Below are 24,974 nucleotides of genomic sequence, written 5' to 3'. Positions count from 1 at the left end.
ATTAAATCTTTTCTTCCGGACTGTCGGTTTCCGGTTCTTTCGGCTCTTCCGGGGTTGGTGTCGGGGGTGTTTCCTTCTTCTCCTCCTCCTCCTCCTTCTTCTCCTCCTTCACTTCCGCCTCTTCGCTTTCAGGGGAGTCGTTTTTGTTCCGGGATGCCTCATCAATGGCCTTTTCTTCCTCCCCTTCAGAGCCCTGCTTGAAACCGCGAATGGCCTTTCCCAGGTTCTGGCCGATCTCAGGGAGTTTCTTTCCGCCGAAGAGAAACATGGCGACGATGAGGACAATGAGGAGCTCCTGCATTCCCAATCCACCGATCATTGCGTGGCCTCATTCGGTCTCTTGGCGTTGCTGAAAGTGTCCCCGATATCCATGGTCATCTGAACCAGGTCGTGCCGTTTGCCCTTGGCGTCGAGGACGTAATTCTTGAGGATGGCTTCCTTGTAAAACCCCAGCCTGGAGAAGACCTTGAGTGCGACGTCCTGATTCTGAAGTACTTCCGCCGTCAGCTTTTCCAAACCCTCGTCCCTTGCGTTATCAAAGAGCTCCTTCGCCAGAATGCGGGCCACGCCGAACCTTCGATAGGCCGGGGCCACAACTATCCGTATGCCGCCTAAGTGGCGCATCCAACTAAACGGTTTGCGGTGAAGCGTTCCATTCGCTGCCACCTCATCACCAATGAAAACGAGAAGGGGCAGCACACGATTGTAATCAATGTTCTGAAACCAGGAACGTATGACCCTGGGGTTTGAAACATCGTTCCTCAAATAGAGGCAGTCCTCTTCGTTAAGTGTTTTGAAGAAATCAAGAACCGCGTCCTCGTCCAGCCGCCTCATGGGGCGGATAACGGCGGAGGTGTTTTCGTCAAGTTTAAACTCTTTCGGATATCGATCCAATAGCATTGCATCTCCTCTTTTTTGCTAATACTCCATGTCCCAGGAACCGGAAATGGATTCCGAAAACTCCATATATTTCTGCCATAAGATATTGACGTCGTTTGTCATGATGAGGAGGTCATGCTTCACGTTCCGGGCATCAAGGACATGGTCCTTCAGGATGGCTTCCTCTCGAAAACCGAGGCGGGAAAAAACCTTTCTGGCGTCATGCTGATCCGTGAGCATCTCGGCGACGAGTTTCTCCAGCTTTGCCGCAAGGGCATTTTGAAACACCTCGGCGGCCATGGCCCTGGCCAACCCCTTCTCCCGGTGATCCGACGCAATCACCATGCGTATCTGGCCAACGTGCCTCATCCAACTGAAGGGGTTCTGGTGCAGGGTCGCGTTACCCACAATCCGATCACCTGAGAAAGCGAGGATAGGCAATACCCGGTCGTAATCGATGCTGTTGGCCCAGTTCTTAATCACGTCGGCGTTGGCCACGTCATCCCTGAGATAGAGCATGTCGGCCTTTGAAAGGCCGCCGAAAAAGTCAAGCAATGCCTTTTCATCCTGCTTGACCATGGGACGAAGTGTTACGGATGAGCCGTCTTTCAGAGTGATTGATTTAGGGTATTCGTCAAGAATCATGTTTTCCTCCTCTACTGTTGACAACCTTGTAAAAAATCTCTCTGGCCCCACCCCAGGATGTACACGTCCATCACTGTTCAGGGTTAAATTAAATTATACCGTAAGCGATCTCTTATTCCAAACATAGAATGGGTAGCGTCGGCTCAGCGCGCGAAATTTCGCCTGACAGTTCCACCATATCTGAGAAAAATATACCCTGCTCCCACAGCGAACCCCCCGATATGGGCCCAGAAGGCGACCCCCGCTGAACCGGTAGCCCCCGCGATGGAAAAGGACCCCAGAAAGAACTGGATGAGAAACCACAGGCCGAGGAAGATGACGGCCGGGATCTCAAACACCTGAAAAAAGAAAAAGATGGGTATCAGGGTCAGAACCTTTGAACGGGGATAAAGCAGGAAATAGGCTCCCATCACACCGGCGATTGCTCCACTGGCACCGATCGTGGGGATCTGGGATCCGGGGTGAACAATGAGTTGGGCCATGGAAGCGGCAATGCCGCTTCCCAGATAGAAAACCAGGTACCGGACATGCCCGAGAGCATCCTCTACGTTGTCGCCGAAGATGTAGAGAAAAAGCATATTGCCGATGATGTGCAGGAACCCTCCGTGCAGGAACATGGATGAGAACAGAGAAATAAGGGCAATATAAAAATACTGGGGTGCATTGAATACAATGTACACGATGCGTTCCGGCACCATCCCGAAGACGTGGACCCACTTCTGTAGCTCGGTACCCAGGGACAGCTCAAAGAGGAAAACCAGGACGTTTACGCCTATGAGGGTATAGTTTACAACCGGTGTGGTGTGGGAAGGTATGTTATCTCTTAAAGGGATCAAAAAAGGAACTTTCTTCTCTGAAGGTGGGCCGGCATCGTCGCCTTGCGAGGGAAAGACCGCCCCGGCGGGTTTTCCCGCCGGGGCCGGCCAAACCGGTTTCCGGCTAATCTTCTACTGCGGGGTATCTCAGGCAGGCCTGTCCAAGGAAGATGGCCTCTTCATCCAGCTCTTCCTCGATCCTGAGGAGCTGGTTGTACTTGGCGATCCTCTCCGCCCGGCACGGAGCCCCGGTTTTAAGCTGGCCTGTGCCGGCGGCCACGGCCAGATCGGCGATGGTGGTATCGGTGGTCTCTCCCGAGCGATGGGAAATCACGATGCCGTAACCGGCCCTTCGGGCGATGCGCATTGTCTCCAGTGTCTCGGTAAGTGTCCCGATCTGGTTGGGTTTGATAAGGACGGCGTTTGCCACCCCTTTACGGATTCCCTCGGACAGGGTCCGGGGGTTTGTCACGAATATGTCGTCACCGACGATCTGAATTCTGTCCCCAAGTTCGCGGGTCATTACAGCCCATCCGTCCCAGTCCTCCTCCGCCATGCCGTCCTCGATGGAAACAATTGGATAATCGTCCACCAGAGAGGCGTAATAAGTTACCATCTCCTCCGGCGTCAGTTTCTTTCCCTCCGATTCAAGGACGTAAAACCCATCCTTGAAGAATCCCGAGGCAGCCGGATCAAGGAAGATGGCAACATCCTCTCCCGGTCTATACCCGGCGGCTTCGATCCCTTTGACGATGGCGTCGAGGGCCGTCCGATGGTCTTTGATCCGCGGAGCAAACCCACCCTCGTCGCCAACCGCGGTGGAATGTCCCATGTCGGCCAGCACCGCCTTAAGGTGGTGGTAGACTTCGGAGCCCATCCTGTAGGCTTCAGAAAAGGTGTCCGCGCCCCAGGGGGCGATCATGAACTCCTGGATGTCGAGGCCGCTGTCCGCATGAGCGCCTCCGTTGATGATATTCATCTGGGGAACAGGAAGGATGTTGGCCGAAAGGCCTCCGATGTACCTGTAGAGGGGAAGGCCCAACTCATCAGCGGCGGCCTTGGCCACGGCTATGGATACCCCCACAATAGCGTTGGCGCCGAGGTCACCCTTGTTCTCCGTACCGTCCAGTTCGATCATTATCTGGTCAATCTCGGCCTGTGCCAGAGCCTCGTAACCGAGCAGGGCAGGGGCAATCTTGTCGTTGACGTTCTCCACCGCCTTTAAAACCCCCTTGCCCATGAATCTTTTCTTGTCACCGTCCCGCAGTTCCACGGCTTCCCGCTTGCCGGTGGAGGCTCCGGAGGGGACCCCCGCGCGCCCAAAGGCGCCGCTTTCCAGGTGAACGTCCACCTCGACCGTGGGGTTGCCCCTGGAATCGAGAATCTGTCTGGCGAAAACATCAACAATCTCACTCATTAGTCGTCTCCCTTTCCCCGAAAGTTTATGATGTGGTCCTCATATGATCGGTTTCAAAAAATCATTATCTTCTACACCGCAAATGTCTGTCAATAAAGAACGAGGATAAAGATTGAATTGTGGCAGACGTTCCGCGCCCAGGTACTTGGGACTTTGGGACGTTTGCTGTATTCTGGAACCCGGAACGGGTTCCGCGTTCAAGTGTTCAATGGTTCAACGTTGATAGGGTCGTAAAAAGTCCATTCATGGCTTTTTACTCCACGGAAAGCGAAAAGTGTCATTTTCACTTTCCTCACAAATCAACAACTTGCAACGCAAGTCATTGATTTGGGCGCCCCTCAGTGGGCGCATGGGCGAGCGAGAAGGAAATGTCCGACAATCGACTCCGTGATATCATATTCGATGAAATCCGCGGAAGCGGCCCCATGCCGTTTTCCCGTTATATGGAGCTGTGCCTCTACCATCCATGGTTCGGGTACTACCAGAGAGGGGCCGCGGTGACCGGCAGGGAAGGTGATTTTTTCACCGCTCCACACGTCCACGGCCTTTTTGGCACGGTGATTTCACGTTGGCTTACCAATCGGCTCGAGGACCTGAAGGCGGACAGCCCCGCCCTGCTTGAGTTGGGCCCCGGAAACGGTCAGCTTATACAGGACATCATGGACGACTGGAAAAGTTCCGGAGACGATTCAGCCTGTCGGGTTGAACTGGTCGAGGGAAGCCCGCACCAGCGGAATGCCCTCTCGAAGCGGTTCCATAATCGGTCGATCAGGGTTTGGGATCCGGATGACTGGGAGTCCATAGAACCTTTCGACGGGGTGGTCCTGGCCAATGAGTTCTTCGATGCCTTGCCCCTGAGAGTCATCGCCAGGGAGGGAGGAGAGCTCAAGGAGGTCTTCATCGGTCTTCGGGAAGAGAATATGGTAGAGATCCTTCGCCCCCTCGATGTGAAACCCTTGGGCGGCGTACTGTCGGGGGTACTCGATTATCTGCCCGATGGACAGAGAATGGAGTTTTCCGACGCATGGCGCACATGGCTGAAGAGGATCTTTAGCAAGCTCCAACGGGGAGCCGTTCTCGTTATCGATTACGGCGACGCCACCGAAGCGCTTACCGTTCCCTGGAGGAGTTCCGGAACCCTGCGCTGCTATCGAAAACACTCGGTGGACGGCGACCCCTATACCTTGCCGGGAGAGAAGGATATTACGGCCCACGTAAACTTTTCCCTACTGGAAAAGTGGGCGATCGAAGAGGGATTTGCCCGGGAGTCATTCATCACCCAGTCCTCGTTTCTGACCAGAGCGGGGATTCTGGATCTCCTGGTTGAGCGGATGGAGGGACGGGAAGGCGATGCCAAGGCCGTGCAGGAATGGCTCACCGTCAAGAATCTCATCCACGACGAGGGAGGAATGGGCGAGACATTCAAGGTCATGGTCCTGGTGAAGCAATAAAAACACCATGACCATTCCCGGAATCGGTCCTGGCGAAGAGGGTGAAAAACCGACATGGAGCACGGGGACACGGAGGGAAAGCAGGTGGATGAAAGCCGTGATCTGAAAGATGACGCGATGGAGATATTCCTTGCCGGCGTCCGTGCGGTGGACCCGGAGGAAGCGGTTCTCTTGGCCCTGTCACTCTCTGGAGACACCCTTGGGGCGGGCCCTGAGGAGTTTCACCTCAATGCGGACGGGAGGGTTCTTGTCGTGGGGGCCGGGAAGGCAGGCGCCCCCATGGCCCGGGCGGTTGAAAAGATTCTGGGCGCCCGGGTTGCAGGGGGCATCGTGGCGGTGAAGTATGGCCACACCCTGGCCCTTGATCTGATCACCCTGCTGGAGGCGGGCCACCCCATCCCGGATGAGGGGGGCCGTGCCGCCGCCGGCAAAATCGCTGACCTGCTGAAAGGAGCAGGGGAAAAGGATCTCGTTATCTGCCTGCTCTCCGGCGGCGGTTCGGCTCTGCTGCCCTTTCCGTCTCCTCCCGTCACACTTGAGGAAAAGATGGCCGTCACCGCACTGCTACTGGATAGCGGTGCGGATATAGGTGAGATCAATACCGTAAGAAAACACCTTTCAGTTCTCAAGGGAGGCGGCCTGCTCAGAATGGCCTATCCAGCCCGGGTCCTGACCCTCATCCTGTCGGATGTCGTAGGCGATGCCCTTGACGTCATCGCCTCGGGCCCAACTGTACCGGACCCCACCTCTTTCACCGATGCCCTCGGTGTCCTGGAGGAATACCATCTGACAGATCGGGTGCCGGCTTCCGTCCTGACCAGGCTCAGGGAAGGGGCGGACGGAAGCCGGGTGGAGACCGTAAAACCCCATGATCCCGAGACCGGTAATGTCTTCAACCTCCTGGTGGCCACCAATAGCAAGGCCATACGGGCCTCCGCCGTCCGGGCGCGCGACCTGGGTTATAATACCAGGATCCTGTCCACAACGGTAACCGGGGAAACGCGGGAAGCGGCCGACACCCACGCTGCCATAGCCAGGGAGATTGTGACGCATGGAACGCCCCTTCCTCCGCCTGCCTGTGTCCTGTCCGGGGGAGAGACCACGGTCACCATACGAGGGAAGGGAAAAGGGGGGCGGAACCAGGAATTTGCCCTGGCCGCCGCACCGGGCATTGAAGGGCTGTCCGGTGTAGTAATCCTTTCCGGTGGAACAGACGGGACGGATGGTCCCACGGATGCCGCCGGCGCCATCGTCGACGGGACGACCCTCACCAGGGCCCGCAGCGCGGGCATGGACCCGTTCCGATATCTGGATGACAATAACTCCTTCCGGTTCTTTGAGGCCCTGGGGGATCTGATCATAACGGGACCTACCATGACCAATGTCATGGATATTCATGTCATTCTGGTGAGAGGCGGGTCGAAGTCAGGGAGGCGTTAAGGGCGAATTCCCTGCCGAGGATGGCCATCTTGCGTGATATTCCCCCTCCGTAGCCGCCGAGCTCTCCCGTTTTCCGGATGACCCTGTGACAGGGGATCAGGTAGGAGATGGGGTTTTGTCCCACAGCGTTTCCCACGGCCCTTGCAGCGGAGGGACGATGGACCCATCGGGCCAGGTCCTCGTAGGAGATAACGGATCCCTCTGGGATGCGCAGAAGGGCCTTCCAGACCTGGGTCTGGAAATTGGTTCCCATGAGAAACAGCCGCAGGGGCACGTCCTCCGATGGGGCTGAACGGGAAAAAATCCGCTCAACTATCTGTCGGCAGCCGGCCTGGTCCTCGTACAGTTCGGCTCCTCTCCATCTTCGGGAAAGTCTTTCCACGGCCCGGTCGATGCCGTCGTCATCGAGGAATCGCAGCTCGCAGATACCTTTCTCCGTCAAGGCTGCCAGGCAGTTCCCAAAAGGGCTCGAGTAAGTCCCGAAGCGGATGGCAATCCCGCGCCCCTGTGTCTTGAATCGGCCGGGAGTGACCGTCTCGACAGAGACGAATAGATCATGAAGACGTCCGGGGTCGCTCGGCCCGACGCTGTATGCGGTGTCAAATACAGTAGCCGAGTCCCGGAGAAGTTTCCTGGAATGCTCCACCGTCAGGAGCTGCAGAAACTGTTTGGGGGTTACCCCGGCCCACCTTCGAAAAAGCCTCTGAAATTGGTAGAAACTCAGACCGACCTGCTTGGCCGTATCCTCCAGGGATAGCCGCCGCAATGAATTTTCCTGAAGAAACGAGATGGCCTTTTCAATACGTCTGTAGTCCCCTGAATCCACAGCGGTCTCCGATCGTTGCCGATTATTAATTTGGGCCGTCCGGGAAATGAGTACCTGAAGGATGACCGGATTTTGTAAAAAGCTAACTTAACACAGGGTGCACAGAGTTTCACCAGCCATCGCTGAAGCTATGGCCGGCAGGCAGGGTAACACAGGGTTTATTCAAAATAAGTCAACGAGGTTTCGCGAAGTTTAAAACCAGGACCTTATGGGTTTTGGATCTTCTTTGCGAAACTCTGCGGTATTTGCGGCCTACCATCGAGCCGCCCCGGCCTGCCCTGGCTGTCCGCCATAGTTTTAGCGACGGCGGAAGCGAGTCACGTTTTTCGTGTGACGAGGAGGCTTTTGGCGGAACGGCGAGTTATGGGGGTGGAGATGTTGGAGTGGTTTACCCTGTTAAACGTTGAACATTGAACCTGTTTTATCCCTCTGAACTTCTAGGCGGAGGCGCCCCTTCGGAGTTCTATCAGCACCAGCTTCGCAATGGCCTTAAGGGTTTCGAAAACGCCGATCCCTTCGGGGGCGACCGCTTCAAAGGAGGGAAGATTCCGGTGGTTGAGGGACTTTTCCAGCTCGTCCACGGGAACCACGTTTGGAAGGTCCCTTTTGTTCCACTGAAGGATCAGTGGCAGAGCGTCAAGATCGTAGCCCTGCTCTCTGAGGTTGGACCTTAAATTATCGAAGCTCTCGATGTTGGCTTCCATGCGCTCCATCTGGCTGTCGGCGACAAAAACCACCCCGTCCACCCCTTTGAGAATGAGTTTCCGGCTGGCGTCGTAAAAAACCTGCCCGGGAACCGTATAGAGATGAAACCGGGTTTTGAACCCGCGGATATCGCCCAGGGAAAGGGGAAGAAAATCAAAAAACAGGGTTCGGTCCGTTTCGGTGGCGAGGCTTATCATCTTCCCACGTGCCTGAGGATTGGTCTTGCGGTAGATGAAGTGGAGATTGGTTGTCTTGCCGCATAGCCCAGGGCCGTAATAGACGATCTTGCAATTGATCTCTCTCGATGAATAGTTAATGAAAGACATGTTTCCCTGGAAGCCCCCTAGCTGAAAAGATTCTCAATGTCGTCGTCGGTGATTTCGGCAAAGGGCGAATCAACCCCCATCCCCGTCTTTTCGCTTTGCGTTTTGCCGTCGATTTCCTTGAAAATCCGCTCCAACTCATCGCTTGATCTTTTCACCCTGAGCCTGACAAGGCCAAGGGAGCTGCGTTCGTCAAAGATTACTACGAGAATAACGCGATGCCCTATGATGGAAATATGAATGTTGTCTTTTTCCCCCTCATGGAAAAGGATCGTGAACTCTTTTTCACCGATGAGCTTGGCCAGCCCCCCGGTGGCGGCAATATTGCCCGCGGTGAGGGAGGCAAGCGAGGTGGTGTCAATCCCTTCCGTCAGGCCGGCGCTGGTAATGAGCTGGCCGTTTTTGTCGACCAGGAAAACCACTTTGGCGTTGGCGTTGGAGAGCAGACGGGTAACCATCTCGGTAACCGTTCTGAACTCTTCCTCGTACATTACCAGGTCAGGCAACATATCCCCCATATCCCATGCGGTTTTCCAGGAAATTAATTAGGCGCATACATACGACAACTCGGAAATATACAGCAAAAGATAGTTTATATCAAGGGCTTACACTTTACTGCGGCCGTCAAGAGCCATCCCCAATGTAACCTGATCGGCGTTTTCCAGGTTTCCTCCGATGGGGATGCCTCTGGCGATTCTGGTTATCTCGATTCCCAAGGGTTTTATTGTGTTGATCAGGTAGGATGCCGTCGACTCTCCCTCCACGTCCAGGTTGGTAGCGAGGATAACCTCCTGAACTTTCTCTTTCGATATCCGGTCCAGGAGTTCATCGATCTTCAGGTCGTCCGGGCCGATCCCTTTCATGGGAGAAAGAATCCCCATGAGGACATGATACATGCCATGATACTGCCCGGTGTTTTCGATGGCAATGAGGTCGCGAGCTGATTCCACGACGCACAGGGAACGTTTCGACCTGCCGGGGTCACGGCAGATGGAACAGAGATCCTCCTCGGACAGATTGAAACAGTGCGAACAGGTCCTGATCCCGTCCTTCATCTCCATGAGGGCGCGGGAAAGGGATTCGGCTCTTTCCCTGGGGGCGCCCAGAAGGTAAAAGGCCAGGCGCTGAGCGTTCTTTTCCCCGATGCCGGGCAGCCTTTTCAGCTCTCCTATGAGCCTGCTTAAAGGTAAGGGAAAACGCATGAAACCTAGAACATGTCGGGAATCGGGAGACCGCCTGTAAGCTTGGCCATCTCTTCCTGCATCATTTCCTTGCTTTTCCGAAGCGCTTCATTGATCGCTGCCCGGACCAGGTCCTCAAGCATTTCCCTGTCGTCCGGGTCAATGACCTGGGGATCTATGGAGATGGAGACAACCTCCTGGCCCCCTGTTACACGGGCAGACACCATCCCACCCCCGGCGGAGGCCTCGACCTCCCTGGTGGCCAGTTCTCCCTGGACCCTGTCCAGTTCCGTCTTCATCTTCTGGGCCTTTTTCATCAAATCGCCCAAACCTTTCATGTTTCCTCCTCTTTTTCCTCGATCTCCAGAGTCTCCGGCGCCCAGGAAGAGAGCACCCTGACCCTTTCGACCTTTCCGTTGAAAATTTCGATTGCGTTCTTTATGGCGGCATGTTCCAGAGTTTCCTTTCGGATTTTTCTGGCGAAATCCGATTCCCGGTTCTCATTCTTTTCGATAATATTCTGGTTCCGGGTGCGTTCAACCGTATCCATCTCGGTGAGGCGAACCCTCATGCTGCGGGAAAAAAATTCACCAACCAGGTGTTCCAAAACCGATTTTTTCTCCCGTTCGTTGAGAATCTCAAGGTAGAGTTCTCCCGCGGCGCCGCCGATTACCAGCTCATCCCCTGCAATCTTAAGGCATACCAGGTGTTCCAGAATACTCCCTATATTGGGCATCTGGCCATTGATGAAATCGACGAGGCCCTCCCAGGTTTCCTCCGGTGTTTCGATGGCGGCGAATGCCGGGGGCGCAGGGGAAGGCGAAGATGTTTCTCCCCTCGTTTCAGCCACGTGCACATTGCCGCTCTTCGGGGCCGCGGGTTCAGGAGGGCTGTTTGTTTTCGCGGAACGCGCAGATGGTTCCCCCCCCGGGCCGAGGGAGGCAACCTCCTCCGCCCGGGCCATATGGACCACCGCCAGTTCAAGGTGAAACCGCGGCTGGGGGGAGCGGCGCATCCTTTCCTCGGCTCGGGCCATTAAGGCGAACCTGACCCGTAGAAGTGCGCGGTCCGTGTCGGCGGAGAGGGTTTTTATGGGTTCCATCTCACCTTCGGGAAGGTCCAGCACGCTCTCGGGGCTTTCCAACTCAGCCGCCAGGAGCAGGGCCCTTAACAGTTCAATGAGGTCCAGGACAATCCTCATCGGGTCGGCCCCGTTGTCTATCATCTCCCCTATCGTTCCCAGGGCGTCCCCGGCGTTTCCGGCAAAGGATGTCTTGAGGATCTTGATCAGCATTCCACGATCGAGTGTTCCAAGGACGGTGTTGACATCCTCTTCGGTAATCCTGTCGCCCGCGTAGGAAACAATCTGGTCAAGAAGGCTCTGGGAATCACGCAGGCTCCCCTCCGCTGCCACGGCGATCCGGTGCAGGCTGTCGGGGGAAATCTCGACCCCTTCCGATCCGCAGATGCGACCAAGATGTTCCGCAGTCATGGCGGAAGGAATCCGTCGGAAATCATATCTCTGGCACCGGGAGTGGATCGTAACGGGAACCTTGTGAGGTTCGGTGGTCGCCAGGATGAAGGTGACCCTGGGCGGGGGCTCCTCAAGGGTCTTAAGAAGCGCATTGAATGCGCTTTTGGACAGCATGTGAACCTCGTCGATAATGTATACCTTGTGCTTTCCCTCGGCAGGGGCATACATAACCGCCTCCCGCAGTTCCCTGATGTCGTCCACGCCGGTATGTGATGCGGCGTCCATTTCCACCACATTCAGGCTTCGCCCTTCATCGACCTCAACACATGATGAACAGCGGCCGCAAGGTTCGCCCGGCTCGTGTTCCCCCTCACAGTTGAGGCTTTTTGCGAGGATGCGGGCGACGGATGTCTTGCCCACACCCCTCAGGCCGGAGAAGAGAAAGGCATGCCCGAGGCGTCCTGAAGCGATCGCATTCTTCAGGGTGCGGGTGACGTGGTTCTGCCCGACCACCTCAGAAAAGGTGCCGGGACGGTATTTTCTTGCAAGTACGAGATAGGACATGGGGATTCGGGGAAGGGACGAGGGCCAGGCTTTCTGAAACACCCGCCGATGACCCCTACCGTTGCTTCCTTCCGGATCTGGCGGGGTTCGGGGGTCGACGTTGCTCAGTGCCTGGCCATCGATCCCACAAGACGGAAACCGGGCCTTTTCCCGGTAATTCCGCAGTTCATCAGTGTGGCGGAGAGAGAGGGATTCGAACCCTCGATACACCTTGTGGGCGTATACGCGCTTTCCAAGCGCGCTCCTTCAGCCTCTCGGACATCTCTCCATGGATGCCCTTTGCCTGGAACCCGATCGGAGTCCCGGCAAAAAAGGGCTAAAAACTCTGGCGCGCCCAGCACGACTCGAACGTGCGACCTTCGGACCCGCAATCCGACGCTCTATCCATCTGAGCTATGGGCGCCTCTAAAAGAAAAAGGCCTCGCTCCATTTACTTTGCGGCGACATAATCCTTCAGGATCACAGCGTACTTGTCATGCTGGAAAGGATGGGTCGCAGGGTACAAGGCGAAGAGCCAGCTGTTAAACACCTCGTTGCCCTTAGCGTCGGTAATGGTAACTTTGGCTGCGGGGTTGTTCAGGTCTGCGGATGTGGAGGTATACACATCTCCGCTCATGGTGAAGCTGGGTAGAAACGCTTCCACATAGATCTTAAAGCCCGTAGCACCCAGGGGCACGGTGTCACCGATATTGACGGTGACGTCGGTCTTCTCGTTACTATCCTTGTCTGTAACCTCCACCACCACAGCCTTCCATTTTCCTGCGATCTCATCCGGGATTTTGATGGTTGATGGGACCTTCGGCATGGGAACGTTCTGGACGGCGGGTTCCTCGTCGAGGTTTATCTCCTCCGTTTTTTTCTGGCAGCCCCATATCAAGGCCATGGCCAGGATAGTTACAGCAATGATTACTGTGGGCCTTATTCTTTTACCGCGCATAGTCTACATCCTCCAATCGTTAATGCCTGGTTATGATTCTTAAGAGGAACCAGGTCCCCTCCTTATCATAAAGATAACACTGGCGGAGAGAGAGGGATTCGAACCCCCGGTCCGCAGAAGCGGACAATAGCTTTCGAGGCTACCGCCTTCAACCACTCGGCCATCTCTCCTTTTGGCTCAAGCGGCGGAACGCCAGGTTTTCAGGTGGCGGAGAGAGAGGGATTCGAACCCTCGATACCGATCTCTCAGTATACTCGCTTAGCAGGCGAGCGCCTTCAGCCAGCTCGGCCATCTCTCCACACAGGCGCCGCCGGTTGAACCAAGCAATAGAAGTTATCCACTGCAACCGGAAAGGTCAAGTGGTAATGACATTATTCTCCGCGTTCTTCACTGTGTTCGGCGCCCGCTCAGGGTCACTCTTCGCTGCTCGTGCCGCTCATCTTCCTCAGCATGGCCTGCCACGGGCAAATAATTATCTCATCGGTGAGATAATTATGCGTCGAGTGGCGGAGGAGGAGGGATTCGAACCCCCGGTCCACCTCACGGCGGACAACGGTTTTCAAGACCGCCGCCTTCAACCTCTCGGCCACTCCTCCGTCATTTCTGATCCTACGCACAACACCCTCATGCCCTCATGATCCTCTCCATCCCTCCCATGTAGGGCCGTAATACTTCAGGGATGAAAATGGAACCGTCCTCCTGCTGGTAGTTTTCCAGGATGGCCACCATGCAGCGCCCCACGGCGAGGCCCGACCCGTTGAGGGTATGGACGAAGCGAGTCCCTTTTTCCCCTTCAGGACGATACCGGATCTTCGCTCTCCTGGCCTGAAAATCCTCGAAATTGCTGCATGATGAGATCTCCCTGTACGTGCCCTGACTGGGAAGCCACACTTCCAGATCGTAAGTCTTGGCCGCTGAGAACCCCAGGTCCCCCGTGCTCAGTACCACGACCCGATAGTGAAGTCCCAATCTCCTCAGCACCTCCTCGGCATTGAGTGTGAGGGATTCCAGTTCAGAGTAGGAATCCTCCGGACGGGAGAATTTCACCAGCTCGACTTTATTGAACTGGTGAAGCCTGATAAGTCCCCGCGTGTCCTTCCCGTGGGACCCCGCCTCACGCCGAAAGCACGGGCTGAAGGAAACGTAGGTCAGGGGAAGATCAAGGTCTTTGAGAATCTCCTCCCTGTGGAGGTTGGTCACCGGCACCTCCGCTGTGGGGATGAGGTAGTACTGGCCTCCCTCAACGTGAAAGAGATCCTCCTCGAACTTGGGAAGCTGCCCGGTCCCCTGCATGCTTTCGCTGTTGACCATGACGGGCGTCAGCACTTCCCGGTAGCCGTGCTCCCGGGTATGCAGGTCCAGCATGAAAGAGATGAGGGCCCGCTCCAGGAGAGCGCCTGCCCCGGTGAGCACGGAAAATCTGGCTCCGGCGAGTTTGGCGGCCCTGGGAAAATCCAGGATTCCAAGCATCTCTCCCAGGTCCCAGTGGGGAAGTGGGGTAAAATCGAATGCCGGCATGTTGCCCCACGTCCTGATCGTCTCGTTGGAGCTTTCATCCAATCCCACGGGAACGGATTCGTGCGGAATGTTGGGGATTGTCAGAAGCAGCTCACCGAGACGTTTTTCCACTGTCTTGATCCGTTCATCGTTTTCCCGGATTTTCTCTCCAAGGGCTCTGACGGCCTTCTTCCTGGATGCCGCGTCTTTCCCGGATTTCAGGAGTTTGCCGATTTCAGCCGACTCGAAGTTGCGCCTGGCCTTCATCTCTTCCGTTGCTCCAAGTAAAGCGCGTTTTTCGGCATCGAGCCTTCGGAAGGGTTCCAGATCATGTTCCCCTCCCCTGGCGGCAAGTCGCTGTGCTGCGAATTCGATGTTTTCCCTTAAAAACCGAGCATCAAGCATTGTGATTTCTCCTACGGAAGAACCGGTATATAACACCTGCAATGTGGCTTGTCAAACCGTCATGAATAGTGCTAACCTCCCGTCATGAAAAGGTTTTTTATTCAAGCAACGCTAATGGCGCTGATCGTCGTCGTTGCTTTTCCCTCTCACGCCCATGCCTGGGAGGGGCATACGGCCAGGATAGCCCTTCTGGGGGATTTTCTGCCGGCCTCGAGTGCGGCGCCATTCCTGAAAAGCAAGGGGGCGGCTTACCTTTTCGATGGTGTACGCCCCATTCTGGGTAAGTCGGACGCCGTCTTTCTCAACCTGGAAACTCCGCTTTCCGCCGGAGGAACGCCCCGGGCCGAAAAAAAATATACCTTTCGAGCCTCCCCTCGGGTGGCAACGGCCATGTTCACCGAAGGGGTGAGGGTCGTTTCCCTGGCCAATAACCACATCCTCGATTATGGTTACCAGGCCCTGGATGACACGATGCAGGCCCTCAGGGCTGCGGGCATCTTCTACGCGGGCGCCGGCATGGATGTCAATGAGGCCGCAGTCCCGGCCCTGGTATCCACCCCGGCCGGTGACGTTGCCTTCCTGGCCTTCAGCAACTCCCTTCCCAAGGATTTCTGGGCAGGGAAGCATCGGCCGGGGACCCTGTTCGGATCCCCGGAGGCGGTAAAGAGATCCGTAACGGCTGCCTCCTCCAAAGGTAACAAAGGTAGCGTAATAGTTTCTTTTCACTGGGGCAAGGAACTTATGACCGAACCCAGGGAGTACCAGACGGCGCTTGCTCACCTGGCCATTGACTCCGGCGCCGCCCTGGTGGTCGGGCACCATCCCCACGTCGCCCAGCCCATAGAGATCTACAGAGGAAGGCCTGTTCTGTATAGCCTGGGGAATTTCTCCTTTGGATCATACAGTAAAAGTGTGCGGGTCGGCCTCCTGGCCGTGGCGAATATGGATGAGAATGGCTGGTGCGAGAGGCTGGAGATATATCCCCTCGCGGTTGACAATACGGAGGTCCTCTTCCGGCCCCGGCGAATCATGGGACCGGAGGGGAAAAAGATCTTCGAATCGTTGACTGAAACGATCCCCCGTAAGGCGGCCGAGGTCGTCTGGCAGGATGGCAGGGGCGTCATCATCCCCAGGCATGGACCCGGATCGGGAAACTGAAGTCCAGGGTCTGGAAGAAGCGTGGTTTCCATGAACTCTTTAATTCCCAATAGATTCATCTCAAACCTGGGGCGGATCTGCGGTGAGCATCTCCTCGCCGAGAAGTGGCTCGTAGCGCCGTCTCTGCGTGTGGGTCACCAGTGGGTTGAGCAGGTGGCCCGGTCCGGCTGCCCGGCGGTGAACCTCCGGGTGACGACGGTGAGGAGCCTGGTTATGAAACTTTCCGGTTCCTTGCCCGGAAAACTCATCTCCCACCGAGGCGCCGAGATCCTCGTCTCCCGCGTTCTTCAGGACCTCCGTGAACAGGGCCCGCGCTACTTCACCACACTGGAGCCTTACCCGTCCCTGGTCAGCGCCCTGTCCCGGTCATTAGGGGATCTGCGCGTCGCCGGCATTGGGCCCGGGGAGCTGAAAAGATTGGAGAGGGAAAGAGGGGGAGGAGAGAGAAAAAAAATGGCTGAGCTGGCTGACCTCCTTTCCGATTACGAGGACAGCCTTGCCCGAATGGGCCGGGTCGATTACGGGGGTCTTTTGTCCGCCGTGACGCGCGACCTTCTAACCGGTTCAGGGGGATTGCCGGAAGGGGTGATCCTCCTGGCGCCGGACGACCTCGATTTGCGCGGCCAGGAGAGCACCCTCGTGGATCTGCTGCCTGCGGTGGTCGTTGAGGGGCTCCGACCCGGGAAAACTCCTCGACCATCGTCATCGCACCTCTCGGGGGACCAGGGGCTCACTGACCTTGCGCGCCTCGCATGGATGGATACGCCGCTCCAGGCACCGCCCCCTCTCGGGGACGGGACCCTCGAGATTTTTGGGGCCTCCGGGGAGGTCAACGAGGTGCGCCTTGCCCTTAGAAGGTGCCTTTCCATGGGATGGCACCTGGACCAGGTGGAGATCCTGTACACCGATCGGGGTACCTACCTCCCCCTTCTCTTCGAGCTGTTCGCGCGCCACTTTCCCTTCGAAACCGGCGACCTGGACAACCTCCCCGCAACCTTTTCAGAGGGGATCCCCTCCGTCTACTCTCGGCCCGGCAGGGCTCTCGCCGCCTGGGCACGGTGGGCCATGGACGGTTTTCCGATCCGGGGTCTGGCGGGTATGGTCCGCGAGGGGCTCTTGAAACTCGATGGTGAAAACAGCCAGGCGGCGAGAGCCGCGGCCGCGGACCTGCTCATCGGGACCGGAGCCGGCCCCGGTCCCGAGACGGCTCTTGCGGCAATAGAGGCGGCCATCAAGGCCCGAAGGGGACGGTCCGGGAAGCGCTTCGATGAGAACGGCAACGATTTGGCGAACCGTAAGAGAGATCCCGCCGTCCTTGACTTTCTCAGGACCCTCCTTAAGACCCTGGAAAAGTGCACCCCTCTCCCGGACCACTCCCTGCCCCGGGTCCTGGAAGGCGCCGCCCGTTTCCTTGCAACATCCGTCCGCACGGCAGGGGAGTTCGACGAGTACGCCGCCAAGTCCCTCGCCCTGGACATCGGCGAGACCGTAAAATACATGGAGGAGCTGGGGCACTTCCCGGGTGGAGATCCCCTGCAATGGATCGTCTCCTTCGTCGAGGAGGCGAGGGTTGCCGGGAGCGGCCCCCGTCCGGGGCATCTTCACGTGGCCCCCCTGGCCCTCGGTGGGCACTCTGGACGTCCCCATACGGTCGTGCTGGGCCTCGACGACGGGCGTTTCCCCGGATCGGACCGCCAGGAGCCGGTGCTTTTGGACAACGAGCGGGAAGCCCTTTCCCCCCTGCTGCGACTGGCCGGGGAGGAGCTTAAAAACCGGGAAACCTACCTGGCCGTCCTGGCCGGACGAATTAACGGAACCCTTACCCTTACCTGCTGCCTCCGGGACCTGGTGGAGGACCGCGACATCTTCCCCAGCCCCTCCCTGGTTAAGGCCTTCCGTATTCTTTCCGACCCGCGGGCCGACCAGGAAGCCCTCCTGGCCCACCTTTCGCCCCCCGCCGGTTTCATTGACCCGTCCTCCTCCGCCTGCCTGGATTCGGCCGAGTGGTGGACCGGAAGGTTCACCGGCCCCGTTAGCGTAACCGACGGGAGGGCTGCTCTCGGTCGACGTTTCCCCAACCTGGCAAGAGGAATGATCGCGTCAGAGGAAAAGCGTCGTACGGTCCCGACCTCCTTCGATGGCCTGACAGGCCCCCTCCCTCCCGAGCTGGACATCCTCTCGAAACAGGGCCCTGCCGTATCATCAAACCGCCTGCAGACCCTCGGTACCTGCCCCCTGCGCTACTTTTTCCGGTATATCCTCGACATCGAGGGGGTGGACGAGGAGCCTCCTGAACCCGGAAAGTGGCTTACCCCCGCCGACAGGGGCAGCATACTCCACGAGCTTTTCCATATCTACATGGACGGCCTTATCAGGGAAAAAAAGACCCCCGACTACGACAGGGACAGCGCCGGGTTAGAAGAGCTGCTCGACGATCTCCTGGACCGGCACGGGAGAATAGCGCCTCCCCCCACGTCCCACGCCAGGGACCATGAGCGGGCCCAGATGATGGAGTCGGCCCGCATCTTCCTGCGGGAGGAGGAGTCCTTCGTCCGTGACCACGAACCCCTTTACACCGAAGCGTCGGTGGGGCTGCCCCCCACGGATCTGCCCACCGGCCTGGATCGGGAGGAGCCGATACCCCTGGAGCTGGCCCCGGGGCGCCTCGTCAGGGCAAGGGGGCGCATAGACCGTATCGACCGCAGGAGGAGCGACGGAGCCTTCGTGATCACCGACTACAAGTCGGGCAGCAACTGGAGCTATACCCGGAAGGACCCATTCCACCAGGGGCGTGTGGTCCAGCATTTGCTCTACACCCTGATGGCCGAACAGTGCCTGCTTCAGACCGCCGGTGCGCCCGCCAGGGTGGCCGCCTTCCGGTTCCTGTTCCCCACCGTCCAGACCCAGGGCGAGGGGCTCCTTCTGATGAGGGAGACATTGGAGGAGGGCAGGGAGGTCCTGGTCAATCTCTGCGATCTCGCCGGCGCGGGATGCTTCCTGCCCACCGACGATGCGGGCGACTGCAAATGGTGCGATTATGCCCTCATCTGCGGGGACACCGCTTCCCAGGCCCTGCGTGTGACCGAAAAGCTGGAAAGGGGCGACCCGAGGCTCGACCCCATGAGGAAGCTGCGCGGATATGAGTAAGCCGGACAACTATCAACTGCCGGATGCCGCCGGGCGCCGGAAAATCGAGGAGGATCTCGATACCAACTACCTGGTGGAGGCGGCTGCGGGAACCGGTAAAACGACGAGCATGGTTCGGCGGATGGTGGCCCTTGTCGCCTCGGGGAAGGCAAGCGCCCCCGGCATCGCCGCCGTGACCTTCACCCGCAAAGCCGCATCGGAACTCAAGGTTCGCTTCGTACTGCAGATGGAAGAGGCCTACGGGAAAGCCATCAAGGGCGGCGACGAGGACAGGGCCGCCTATCTCATGTCCGCACTTGAGACCTCCGGCCGATGCTTTGTGGGGACCATCCACTCCTTCTGCGCCAGGCTCCTGCGTGAGCGTCCAGTGGAAGCCGGCGTCGACCCGGCCTTTACCGAGATGGACGAGTATGAGGACGAGCGGCTGCGCCGGGTGTCCTGGGAGGAGCAGATAGCGGGCCTTGCCGACGAGGTCGTTCGGGACCGCATCCTGGCGGCCGGGCTCTCGCCAGGGGAGCTTTTCAGTTTTTTCGAGACGGTGGCCGGGCACCCCGATGTCGACAGGTGGCCGGCCCCCGATCCCGTCCCCCCCGACATGACCGGCGCCTTGGAAGAGTTTCGCCGGTACCTGGCGCACATCGATGCCCTGCTGTCTCAGCTGCCCGACGAGTGGGGTTCCGACACGCTCATACCGAGGCTGCGCAGGATCCATCGCATGGCGCGAAACGCCCGAGACCTGGCCGATCCCCTGATCCTCTTTAAGATCCTGGAGACCTTCGGCCTCAAGGTCGTTGCCCGGAACAAGTTCTACCCCGGGGAAAAGGAGCAGGCTCAGGGCGAGGCCGAAAGGTGGGTTCGGTTCAACGAAGCCGTAGCCCTCCCCGCCGTCAGGAGGTTCATGGAGTATCGCTACGCCGTGGCTATCCAGGCGGTCCTGCCCGCCGTAGACCGCTACCGCCATATGCGAACCCTCCAGGGGTCGCTCAACTACGGGGATCTCCTGCTCAAGGCCGCCGAGATGCTCAGGGAAAACCCCGAGGTCAGGCGCTTTTTTCAGCGCAGGTACCGGCGCCTTCTGGTAGACGAGTTCCAGGACACCGACCCTGTCCAGGCCGAGGTCATGATGCTTCTCACCTCCACCGACACCGGGGAAAGGGACTGGAAGAGGTGTACGCCGCGGCCCGGGTCCCTCTTCGTGGTGGGCGACCCAAAGCAGTCCATCTATCGTTTCCGGCGCGCCGACATTATGATCTACAACGAGGTGCGCAGCATCATTACGGGAAGGGGGGGCGGTGAGAAACTAGATCTGTCGGCCAATTTCCGGTCCCGCCCGGAACTTCTGGACTGGGTCAACTCTGTCTTCGAGCCCTGGTTCCCGCCGGAGGAGACCGACGTGGCGCCGCGCTACGTCAACCTCGAAACCGGGCGACATTACGACGACGACCGGTCCCCGGTGAATCTTTCCGGCATCCGCACTATCCCTATACCGGCCCGGTGCTCCAATAAAGACCTGGTTATGAGATACGAGCCGGAGAGGATCGCTCGCACCATTCGGAACCTGGTGGACTCCGGGGCAACGTTGACCGGGAAGGACGGCCTTACCCGGTCCTGTACCTACGGCGATTTCCTCGTGGTGACCATGAAGAAGGAGCATCTGTCGCCCTTTTCCAGCGCCATGGACCGTTGGAGCATCCCACACCAGGTGACGGGCGGCGCCGCCCTGGGCGAGGTCCCGCAGCTTTACGACCTGTACCTGGCGGTGAGGAGCGCCGCGAGGCCCCACGATCCTGTGGCCCTGGTGGCGGTTCTAAAGAGCGGGATGTTCGGGTTTTCGGACGCCGACCTGCTGGCCTACCGTCTCGCCGGGGGGGAGTTTCGCTGGGACAGGCCGGTGCCGGCCGGGCTCCAGGCCGAACTGACAGAGAGGTTCTCCGACGTGACCAAACGGCTGTCCGGTTACGCTCGATGGCTGGCCACCCTGCCCATTGTACCCGCCATGGAGCGTATGGCCGAGGACCTGGGTCTCACGGCCATGGCAGCCATTCAGGCCGACGGAGACTTAAGAGCCGGGAGCCTGTACAAAGCCCTGGAGGTCCTGAGGAGCGCCGCCGTACTAAGGCCTCTTCTGGACCACGTCCTGGAGACCTTCCGGCTGCTCATCACCGGCGAGGAGGCTCACGACGGTATGGCGGCCCGGCCCGAGCCCCCCTCACTGGTCCGGGTCATGAACCTGCACAAAGTCAAGGGACTGGAAGCTCCGGTGGTCTTTCTAGCCACCCCGGTGGGAAACTGGAGCACGGCCCCCTCCTTGCACATCGTCCGCGACGGGGAGGAGGTGACCGGCTACGCTGAGGTGGCCGGAGCCGGTGGAGGCTGGGGGCGATCTCCCGCTGTGGCCCTCCCGCCGGGCTGGGACGACACCTGGGCCCCCCTGGAAGAGGCTTTCCTTCAGGCCGAGCTCATAAGACTCCTTTACGTGGCAGCCACTCGGGCAGGGAGCATGCTGGTGATCTCCCAAATGGAGAGAGGCGGTGGTTCCCACCCGTGGTCCTTTTTCAGCGACCACTTGCAGGGAGCCCCCGAGCTGTCTGACCCGGAGGGCATCGAGCCTCCCGACCTCTCCGAGAAGGAGCTCGGACCCGATGGGGATGGCGACCCGTCGAAGTATCCTCAAAAGTGGGAGAATCTTTTAAGGCCCGGTTACGAAAAAAGCTTCCCATCGCGCCGCGCTGTTCCAGGTAAGGACCCCCAGCTTCCCACCGGCGAGCACGGCACCGGGTGGGGAACGGTCATCCACAAACTGCTGGAGGTGGTCATGGACGCCCCATCGACGGACCAGGAACTCGAAGCGCTGGCTGAAACGTTTCTGGCCGAGGAGAAACTGTCCACGGAACATGCTGCCGATGCGGTAAGCACCGTGCGCTCCGTCACCGGGTCGGTTATCTGGGAAAGAGCGTTAAAGGCAAAAGACCACCTTATCGAGGTGCCCTACACCTACCTGAAATCTGAGGACCCCGTGCCCGTTTTAGAACCCGGCGTCATGGACCTGGTGTTCAAGGAAATAGACGGCTGGGTCATCGTGGATTACAAGACAGGAAGAATGGCGCCTGAAAGGTACCGGCCCCAGCTTGAAGCCTACCGGGAGGCGTGGGAGGCCATGGGCTGCGGCAAGGTGAAGGAGATCGGGTTGTATTTCGTGGATCATGAGGAATACGTTAAACTTTAGTCCAGAGTCCAGAGTCCAGAGTCCAGAGTCGCGGAGTCCAACGGTCACGAAGTCATTGCGAGAAGCGTTAACGACGAAGCAATCCCGGAGTTCAAAACCCGATGTTCCGCGAAGTAAGTAAGGCATGGGATCAGGCCTGGACCCGGCTTTGCGAAGCAGAACAAAACTACTACCTTCCTGGGCTGTGTTATGGCATAATTTTTACATGATCGGTTTCTCCATAGAATCGTTTTTCTCCATCATCGAGGAAATGACGGACCAGGCAATCCTCCTTTCCGTCCCGGACCTGCACATTGTCTACGCCAACCAGCCTTGCCTTTCCGCCAACGGACGGACCCTGGAAGAAATAAAAGGCCTTTTCTGCTATTCGGTGACCCACCACCAGGATTTCCCTTGTGACTCCGGGGACCACAGATGTCCGGCGCGGATCTCCATGGAAACAGAGGAGCCTTCGACGGCCATACACTCCCACAAGGAGGAAGACGGCAAGGAAGTCCTCGTTCAGGTCACTGCACTCCCGATCCGAAACAGCGCCGGGAAGGTCACCCATGTCCTGGAGATCATCCGCCGGAAAGACGAGTTGACGCTGCTCTACGAGGACCTGAAGCAGAAGACCGGGTTTCTCGAGGACCTCATTCGAACCTGTCCCAACGGGATCGTCGGAAACGACCGGCTGGGAAACATTTTCCTCTTCAACGAGGGGGCCGAGAAGATCTTCGGATACAACCGGGCAGAGGTCATCGGGAAGATAAAGGTGAAGAACCTTTATCCGGAAGGGAAGGCGCGCGAGATCATGGAGCAGATCCACTCGGAAAACTATGGCGGCCGGGATAAGCTTCTTGGTTTTGAGACGCACATCCTGGACAAGCAAGGGCGGGCTATCCCCATCCGCATCAGCTGCACCCCCCTTTACGAGGATGGCCTGGAGGTCGGTGTCATCGGCTTCTTCACCGACATTTCGCAGCGCAAGGCCATGGAGGAGAAACTCGTAGCCCTTACCATCACCGACGGCTTGACCGGCCTGTACAACCGGCGGCACTTTCAGGTGATGGCGCAGCACGAGATCGAAAGAATCCGACGCAGCAAGGGGTCGTCTTCCCTGATCCTCCTGGATGTGGACAACTTCAAGCAATACAACGACACTTACGGACACGTCGAAGGGGACGTGGTTCTCCAGACCCTGGGACAACTCATCCGCACTTCCTTCAGAACGATGGACATCGCCTTCCGGTTCGGCGGAGAGGAGTTCGTCGTCCTCCTTCCCGACACATCCCCCACTTGGGCCCTCTACCCCGCGGAGCGTTTTCGCGTCCGGATGGCAGAGACCACGTTCCTGCCGGCCGGGAGCAAGGAGCCGGCGCGGGTTACGATCTCTATAGGCATTGCGGAACTCAACCCCGGGCACAGCCTCGATGAGGTCGTTCGTCTGGCCGATGAGGCCATGTACGCGGCCAAGGAAGGGGGCAGGAACCGCACCGTCATATCCGGCCAGCCCGTAAACTCACCTGCCCGGCGCAAGTAATCCTTTAGGTTCATCGTAGGAATACGTACCTTCTATTATTTTGCGGTCATTGCGAGGAGCATCACGGCGCCCTCCGGTCGCCCACGGGATCGCGTCGCACAGGTTTCAGCTCGCGATGACGTCGCTGTGTCATTGCGAGGAGCATCGAGGGAGACGAGAGTGACGCGGCAATCCCGGGCGACTTGTCGCGGCGAAGTTCGAGGAACGAAGACGGAAGCTGAAAAGGTCAAGAGCTGATTTACCACAGTCACGCCGATGGCGTGACTCGCAAGCTGCTCCACCCTTCGACAAGCTCAGGACAGGCGGGTTTTAAAAGAGGGTTTAACAGAGCCCTCACTACTTACCAACACTCCTCACCGGAAGCGCCCGGTAACCCCGGTATTGGCTCATCCTGGCCGAATACCGGTAACCTCTCGAGAAGTTATAAACCCACGCCGAGATGGGATACCCCCCTGGGATGTAGAGGATCTCCGAGGACCAGACGAACCCACAACTGAGTTCGATCTGAGGTGCGGACCGGACTTTGCGTCCGCAGATCGTTTCATAGGCATCCAGAGACCTGTCAAAGAGGGTCTCCAGCTCTTCTATGGTGGGCATGCGCCAGTCGTTATACTCGCTCAGGATGATGTTCTCGCAGTAGAGTTTGGCATCATGCCAGTTGATGTGGCCCATGTTGTCCGTCTGGGCCCACATCAGGCCTGTCCTTGTGTCGGTCACTGTACCGTCCCCGTTATCCATAAACCGCTCATCCGCTCCGGCCGCCACTGCGGAAAGGACCGTCAGGCACAGGAACACCGCCAGGATCAATCTTGTTAAGATCCGCTTACTTGACAAGCTCACCACCTCCTTCGGGCAACTTTCGGGAAAACCTTGGGGTCGCCTCCAGCCTGCGCACAAGGCTTCCGTTTACATCCATCGGACTTCCGGCTTCGCCTTCCAGGCTACGCCGTGAATCGACCCATCCATACTCCCAATCATACCCCAATACTTCATTATACAGAAAATTGAGGACTTTTGTGGAAGGCAAGGATATCCTGGTGGGGTAAGATCGACAGGCAGAGGTACACAAAAGCCAACTTGACACAGAGTAAACAACTTTCTGGCAGTCCTGCTTAATATTTATGGTTCATCCGGTTAATGCGTACCTTTATTATTTTGCTGTCATTGCGAGCCCGAGTGAAACCGTAGGCGCGGCAATCTCATGCGAAGCTGTAAAAGGTCAAGAGCTGATTTATCACAGCCTGCCCTGAGCCAGTCGAAGGGTACAGCCCCTCGCAAGCTGCTCCACCCTTCGACAAGCTCAGGACAGGCAGGTTTTAAAAGAGGGTTTCACAGTATATTCCATCATGCAAAGAAAGGGTG

General features: G+C 57.9%; 20 protein-coding genes, 5 tRNA genes and 1 other RNA gene. 6 read left to right on the top strand and 20 right to left on the bottom strand.

Features of this window, described 5'->3' with window-relative positions:
* Window position 1 precedes the first annotated feature (1 nt).
* From GXP52_09275 to eno, 5 genes are all read right to left on the bottom strand, one after another.
* A complete protein-coding gene (locus GXP52_09275; protein ID NOY87470.1) occupies window positions 2–316 on the bottom strand; it encodes a twin-arginine translocase TatA/TatE family subunit in 315 nt (104 codons plus the stop codon).
* Complete coding sequence (locus GXP52_09270; GenBank protein ID NOY87469.1) at window positions 316–900, bottom strand: GNAT family N-acetyltransferase; 585 nt, start codon at window positions 898–900, stop codon at window positions 316–318. The genes GXP52_09275 and GXP52_09270 overlap by 1 nt, the downstream gene beginning before the upstream one ends.
* Window positions 901–918: 18 nt before the next feature.
* Complete coding sequence (locus tag GXP52_09265; protein NOY87468.1) at window positions 919–1,524, bottom strand: GNAT family N-acetyltransferase; 606 nt, start codon at window positions 1,522–1,524, stop codon at window positions 919–921.
* A 143-nt stretch (window positions 1,525–1,667) separates the two neighbouring features.
* Complete coding sequence (locus GXP52_09260; GenBank protein NOY87467.1) at window positions 1,668–2,360, bottom strand: rhomboid family intramembrane serine protease; 693 nt, start codon at window positions 2,358–2,360, stop codon at window positions 1,668–1,670.
* Window positions 2,361–2,463: 103 nt separating this feature from the next.
* Window positions 2,464–3,756 (bottom strand): phosphopyruvate hydratase, encoded by a 1,293-nt coding sequence (eno, locus tag GXP52_09255; GenBank protein ID NOY87466.1) that lies wholly within the window; start codon window positions 3,754–3,756, stop codon window positions 2,464–2,466.
* 368 nt (window positions 3,757–4,124) lie between these two features.
* On the opposite strand from eno, the gene GXP52_09250 reads away from it, so the two are divergent.
* Both GXP52_09250 and GXP52_09245 read left to right on the top strand, forming a co-directional pair.
* Complete coding sequence (locus tag GXP52_09250; GenBank protein NOY87465.1) at window positions 4,125–5,207, top strand: hypothetical protein; 1,083 nt, start codon at window positions 4,125–4,127, stop codon at window positions 5,205–5,207.
* 54 nt (window positions 5,208–5,261) lie between these two features.
* Complete coding sequence (locus tag GXP52_09245) at window positions 5,262–6,647, top strand: glycerate kinase (GenBank protein ID NOY87464.1); 1,386 nt, start codon at window positions 5,262–5,264, stop codon at window positions 6,645–6,647.
* Here GXP52_09245 and GXP52_09240 read toward each other — a convergent pair.
* From GXP52_09240 to serS, 14 genes are all read right to left on the bottom strand, one after another.
* The gene (locus tag GXP52_09240) at window positions 6,607–7,503 is read right to left on the bottom strand and encodes a methylated-DNA--[protein]-cysteine S-methyltransferase (GenBank protein ID NOY87463.1); all 897 of its coding nucleotides are present in this window, start codon (window positions 7,501–7,503) and stop codon (window positions 6,607–6,609) included. The two genes, GXP52_09245 and GXP52_09240, sit on opposite strands and share 41 nt — an antisense overlap.
* 407 nt (window positions 7,504–7,910) lie before the next feature.
* Window positions 7,911–8,504 carry a GTPase domain-containing protein gene (locus GXP52_09235; protein NOY87462.1) on the bottom strand — a complete coding sequence of 198 codons (594 nt, stop codon included), beginning with the start codon at window positions 8,502–8,504 and terminating at the stop codon, window positions 7,911–7,913.
* Window positions 8,505–8,521: 17 nt separating this feature from the next.
* On the bottom strand, window positions 8,522–9,019 hold the full coding sequence (locus GXP52_09230) for a roadblock/LC7 domain-containing protein (protein NOY87461.1): 498 nt from the start codon (window positions 9,017–9,019) through the stop codon (window positions 8,522–8,524).
* Window positions 9,020–9,106: 87 nt separating this feature from the next.
* The gene (gene recR, locus GXP52_09225; protein ID NOY87460.1) at window positions 9,107–9,703 is read right to left on the bottom strand and encodes a recombination protein RecR; all 597 of its coding nucleotides are present in this window, start codon (window positions 9,701–9,703) and stop codon (window positions 9,107–9,109) included.
* A gap of 5 nt (window positions 9,704–9,708) precedes the next feature.
* The gene (locus GXP52_09220; GenBank protein ID NOY87459.1) at window positions 9,709–10,020 is read right to left on the bottom strand and encodes a YbaB/EbfC family nucleoid-associated protein; all 312 of its coding nucleotides are present in this window, start codon (window positions 10,018–10,020) and stop codon (window positions 9,709–9,711) included.
* Window positions 10,017–11,720 (bottom strand): DNA polymerase III subunit gamma/tau, encoded by a 1,704-nt coding sequence (dnaX, locus tag GXP52_09215; GenBank protein NOY87458.1) that lies wholly within the window; start codon window positions 11,718–11,720, stop codon window positions 10,017–10,019. The genes GXP52_09220 and dnaX overlap by 4 nt, the downstream gene beginning before the upstream one ends.
* 19 nt (window positions 11,721–11,739) lie before the next feature.
* An RNA gene (ffs, locus tag GXP52_09210) (signal recognition particle sRNA small type) lies at window positions 11,740–11,837 on the bottom strand.
* A 58-nt stretch (window positions 11,838–11,895) separates the two neighbouring features.
* Window positions 11,896–11,988, bottom strand: a tRNA-Ser gene (locus GXP52_09205).
* Between the two features lie 58 nt (window positions 11,989–12,046).
* Window positions 12,047–12,123, bottom strand: a tRNA-Arg gene (locus tag GXP52_09200).
* Between the two features lie 27 nt (window positions 12,124–12,150).
* Window positions 12,151–12,657, bottom strand: a complete 507-nt coding sequence (locus GXP52_09195; GenBank protein ID NOY87457.1) for a DUF2155 domain-containing protein — start codon at window positions 12,655–12,657, stop codon at window positions 12,151–12,153.
* A gap of 80 nt (window positions 12,658–12,737) precedes the next feature.
* Window positions 12,738–12,827, bottom strand: a tRNA-Ser gene (locus tag GXP52_09190).
* A gap of 35 nt (window positions 12,828–12,862) precedes the next feature.
* Window positions 12,863–12,955 (bottom strand) — tRNA-Ser (locus GXP52_09185).
* A 206-nt stretch (window positions 12,956–13,161) separates the two neighbouring features.
* Window positions 13,162–13,253, bottom strand: a tRNA-Ser gene (locus tag GXP52_09180).
* 28 nt (window positions 13,254–13,281) lie between these two features.
* Window positions 13,282–14,559, bottom strand: a complete 1,278-nt coding sequence (serS, locus tag GXP52_09175; GenBank protein ID NOY87456.1) for a serine--tRNA ligase — start codon at window positions 14,557–14,559, stop codon at window positions 13,282–13,284.
* A gap of 84 nt (window positions 14,560–14,643) precedes the next feature.
* Here serS and GXP52_09170 point away from each other — a divergent pair, with 84 nt between their 5' ends.
* From GXP52_09170 to GXP52_09155, 4 genes are all read left to right on the top strand, one after another.
* A complete protein-coding gene (locus GXP52_09170; GenBank protein NOY87455.1) occupies window positions 14,644–15,717 on the top strand; it encodes a CapA family protein in 1,074 nt (357 codons plus the stop codon).
* Window positions 15,718–15,747: 30 nt separating this feature from the next.
* Window positions 15,748–18,864 (top strand): PD-(D/E)XK nuclease family protein, encoded by a 3,117-nt coding sequence (locus tag GXP52_09165; protein ID NOY87454.1) that lies wholly within the window; start codon window positions 15,748–15,750, stop codon window positions 18,862–18,864.
* Complete coding sequence (locus tag GXP52_09160; GenBank protein NOY87453.1) at window positions 18,857–22,090, top strand: UvrD-helicase domain-containing protein; 3,234 nt, start codon at window positions 18,857–18,859, stop codon at window positions 22,088–22,090. The genes GXP52_09165 and GXP52_09160 overlap by 8 nt, the downstream gene beginning before the upstream one ends.
* A gap of 205 nt (window positions 22,091–22,295) precedes the next feature.
* The gene (locus GXP52_09155) at window positions 22,296–23,612 is read left to right on the top strand and encodes a diguanylate cyclase (GenBank protein ID NOY87452.1); all 1,317 of its coding nucleotides are present in this window, start codon (window positions 22,296–22,298) and stop codon (window positions 23,610–23,612) included.
* Between the two features lie 336 nt (window positions 23,613–23,948).
* On the opposite strand, the gene GXP52_09150 is transcribed toward GXP52_09155, so the two are convergent.
* The gene (locus tag GXP52_09150; GenBank protein ID NOY87451.1) at window positions 23,949–24,446 is read right to left on the bottom strand and encodes a DUF1566 domain-containing protein; all 498 of its coding nucleotides are present in this window, start codon (window positions 24,444–24,446) and stop codon (window positions 23,949–23,951) included.
* Between the last annotated feature and the right edge of the window lie 528 nt (window positions 24,447–24,974).

It is taken from the genome of Deltaproteobacteria bacterium, assembly GCA_013151915.1.
Lineage (GTDB): Bacteria > BMS3Abin14 > BMS3Abin14 > BMS3Abin14 > BMS3Abin14 > BMS3ABIN14.
The sequence above is the reverse complement of the archived record's forward strand: the minus strand, read 5'-3'. Positions and strand labels throughout refer to the sequence as shown.

Excerpts from the sequence above, each read along its gene's own strand:
- GXP52_09250 (NOY87465.1), top strand. The coding sequence starts at position 4,125 with ATGTCCGACAATCGACTCCGTGATATCATATTCGATGAAATCCGCGGA.
- GXP52_09170 (NOY87455.1), top strand. The coding sequence starts at position 14,644 with ATGAAAAGGTTTTTTATTCAAGCAACGCTAATGGCGCTGATCGTCGTC.
- GXP52_09220 (NOY87459.1), bottom strand. The coding sequence starts at position 10,020 with ATGAAAGGTTTGGGCGATTTGATGAAAAAGGCCCAGAAGATGAAGACG.
- dnaX (NOY87458.1), bottom strand. The coding sequence starts at position 11,720 with ATGTCCTATCTCGTACTTGCAAGAAAATACCGTCCCGGCACCTTTTCT.
- GXP52_09195 (NOY87457.1), bottom strand. The coding sequence starts at position 12,657 with ATGCGCGGTAAAAGAATAAGGCCCACAGTAATCATTGCTGTAACTATC.
- GXP52_09155 (NOY87452.1), top strand. The coding sequence starts at position 22,296 with ATGATCGGTTTCTCCATAGAATCGTTTTTCTCCATCATCGAGGAAATG.
- recR (NOY87460.1), bottom strand. The coding sequence starts at position 9,703 with ATGCGTTTTCCCTTACCTTTAAGCAGGCTCATAGGAGAGCTGAAAAGG.
- eno (NOY87466.1), bottom strand. The coding sequence starts at position 3,756 with ATGAGTGAGATTGTTGATGTTTTCGCCAGACAGATTCTCGATTCCAGG.
- GXP52_09230 (NOY87461.1), bottom strand. The coding sequence starts at position 9,019 with ATGGGGGATATGTTGCCTGACCTGGTAATGTACGAGGAAGAGTTCAGA.
- GXP52_09245 (NOY87464.1), top strand. The coding sequence starts at position 5,262 with ATGGAGCACGGGGACACGGAGGGAAAGCAGGTGGATGAAAGCCGTGAT.
- serS (NOY87456.1), bottom strand. The coding sequence starts at position 14,559 with ATGCTTGATGCTCGGTTTTTAAGGGAAAACATCGAATTCGCAGCACAG.
- GXP52_09165 (NOY87454.1), top strand. The coding sequence starts at position 15,748 with ATGAACTCTTTAATTCCCAATAGATTCATCTCAAACCTGGGGCGGATC.
- GXP52_09265 (NOY87468.1), bottom strand. The coding sequence starts at position 1,524 with ATGATTCTTGACGAATACCCTAAATCAATCACTCTGAAAGACGGCTCA.
- GXP52_09235 (NOY87462.1), bottom strand. The coding sequence starts at position 8,504 with ATGTCTTTCATTAACTATTCATCGAGAGAGATCAATTGCAAGATCGTC.
- GXP52_09270 (NOY87469.1), bottom strand. The coding sequence starts at position 900 with ATGCTATTGGATCGATATCCGAAAGAGTTTAAACTTGACGAAAACACC.
- GXP52_09160 (NOY87453.1), top strand. The coding sequence starts at position 18,857 with ATGAGTAAGCCGGACAACTATCAACTGCCGGATGCCGCCGGGCGCCGG.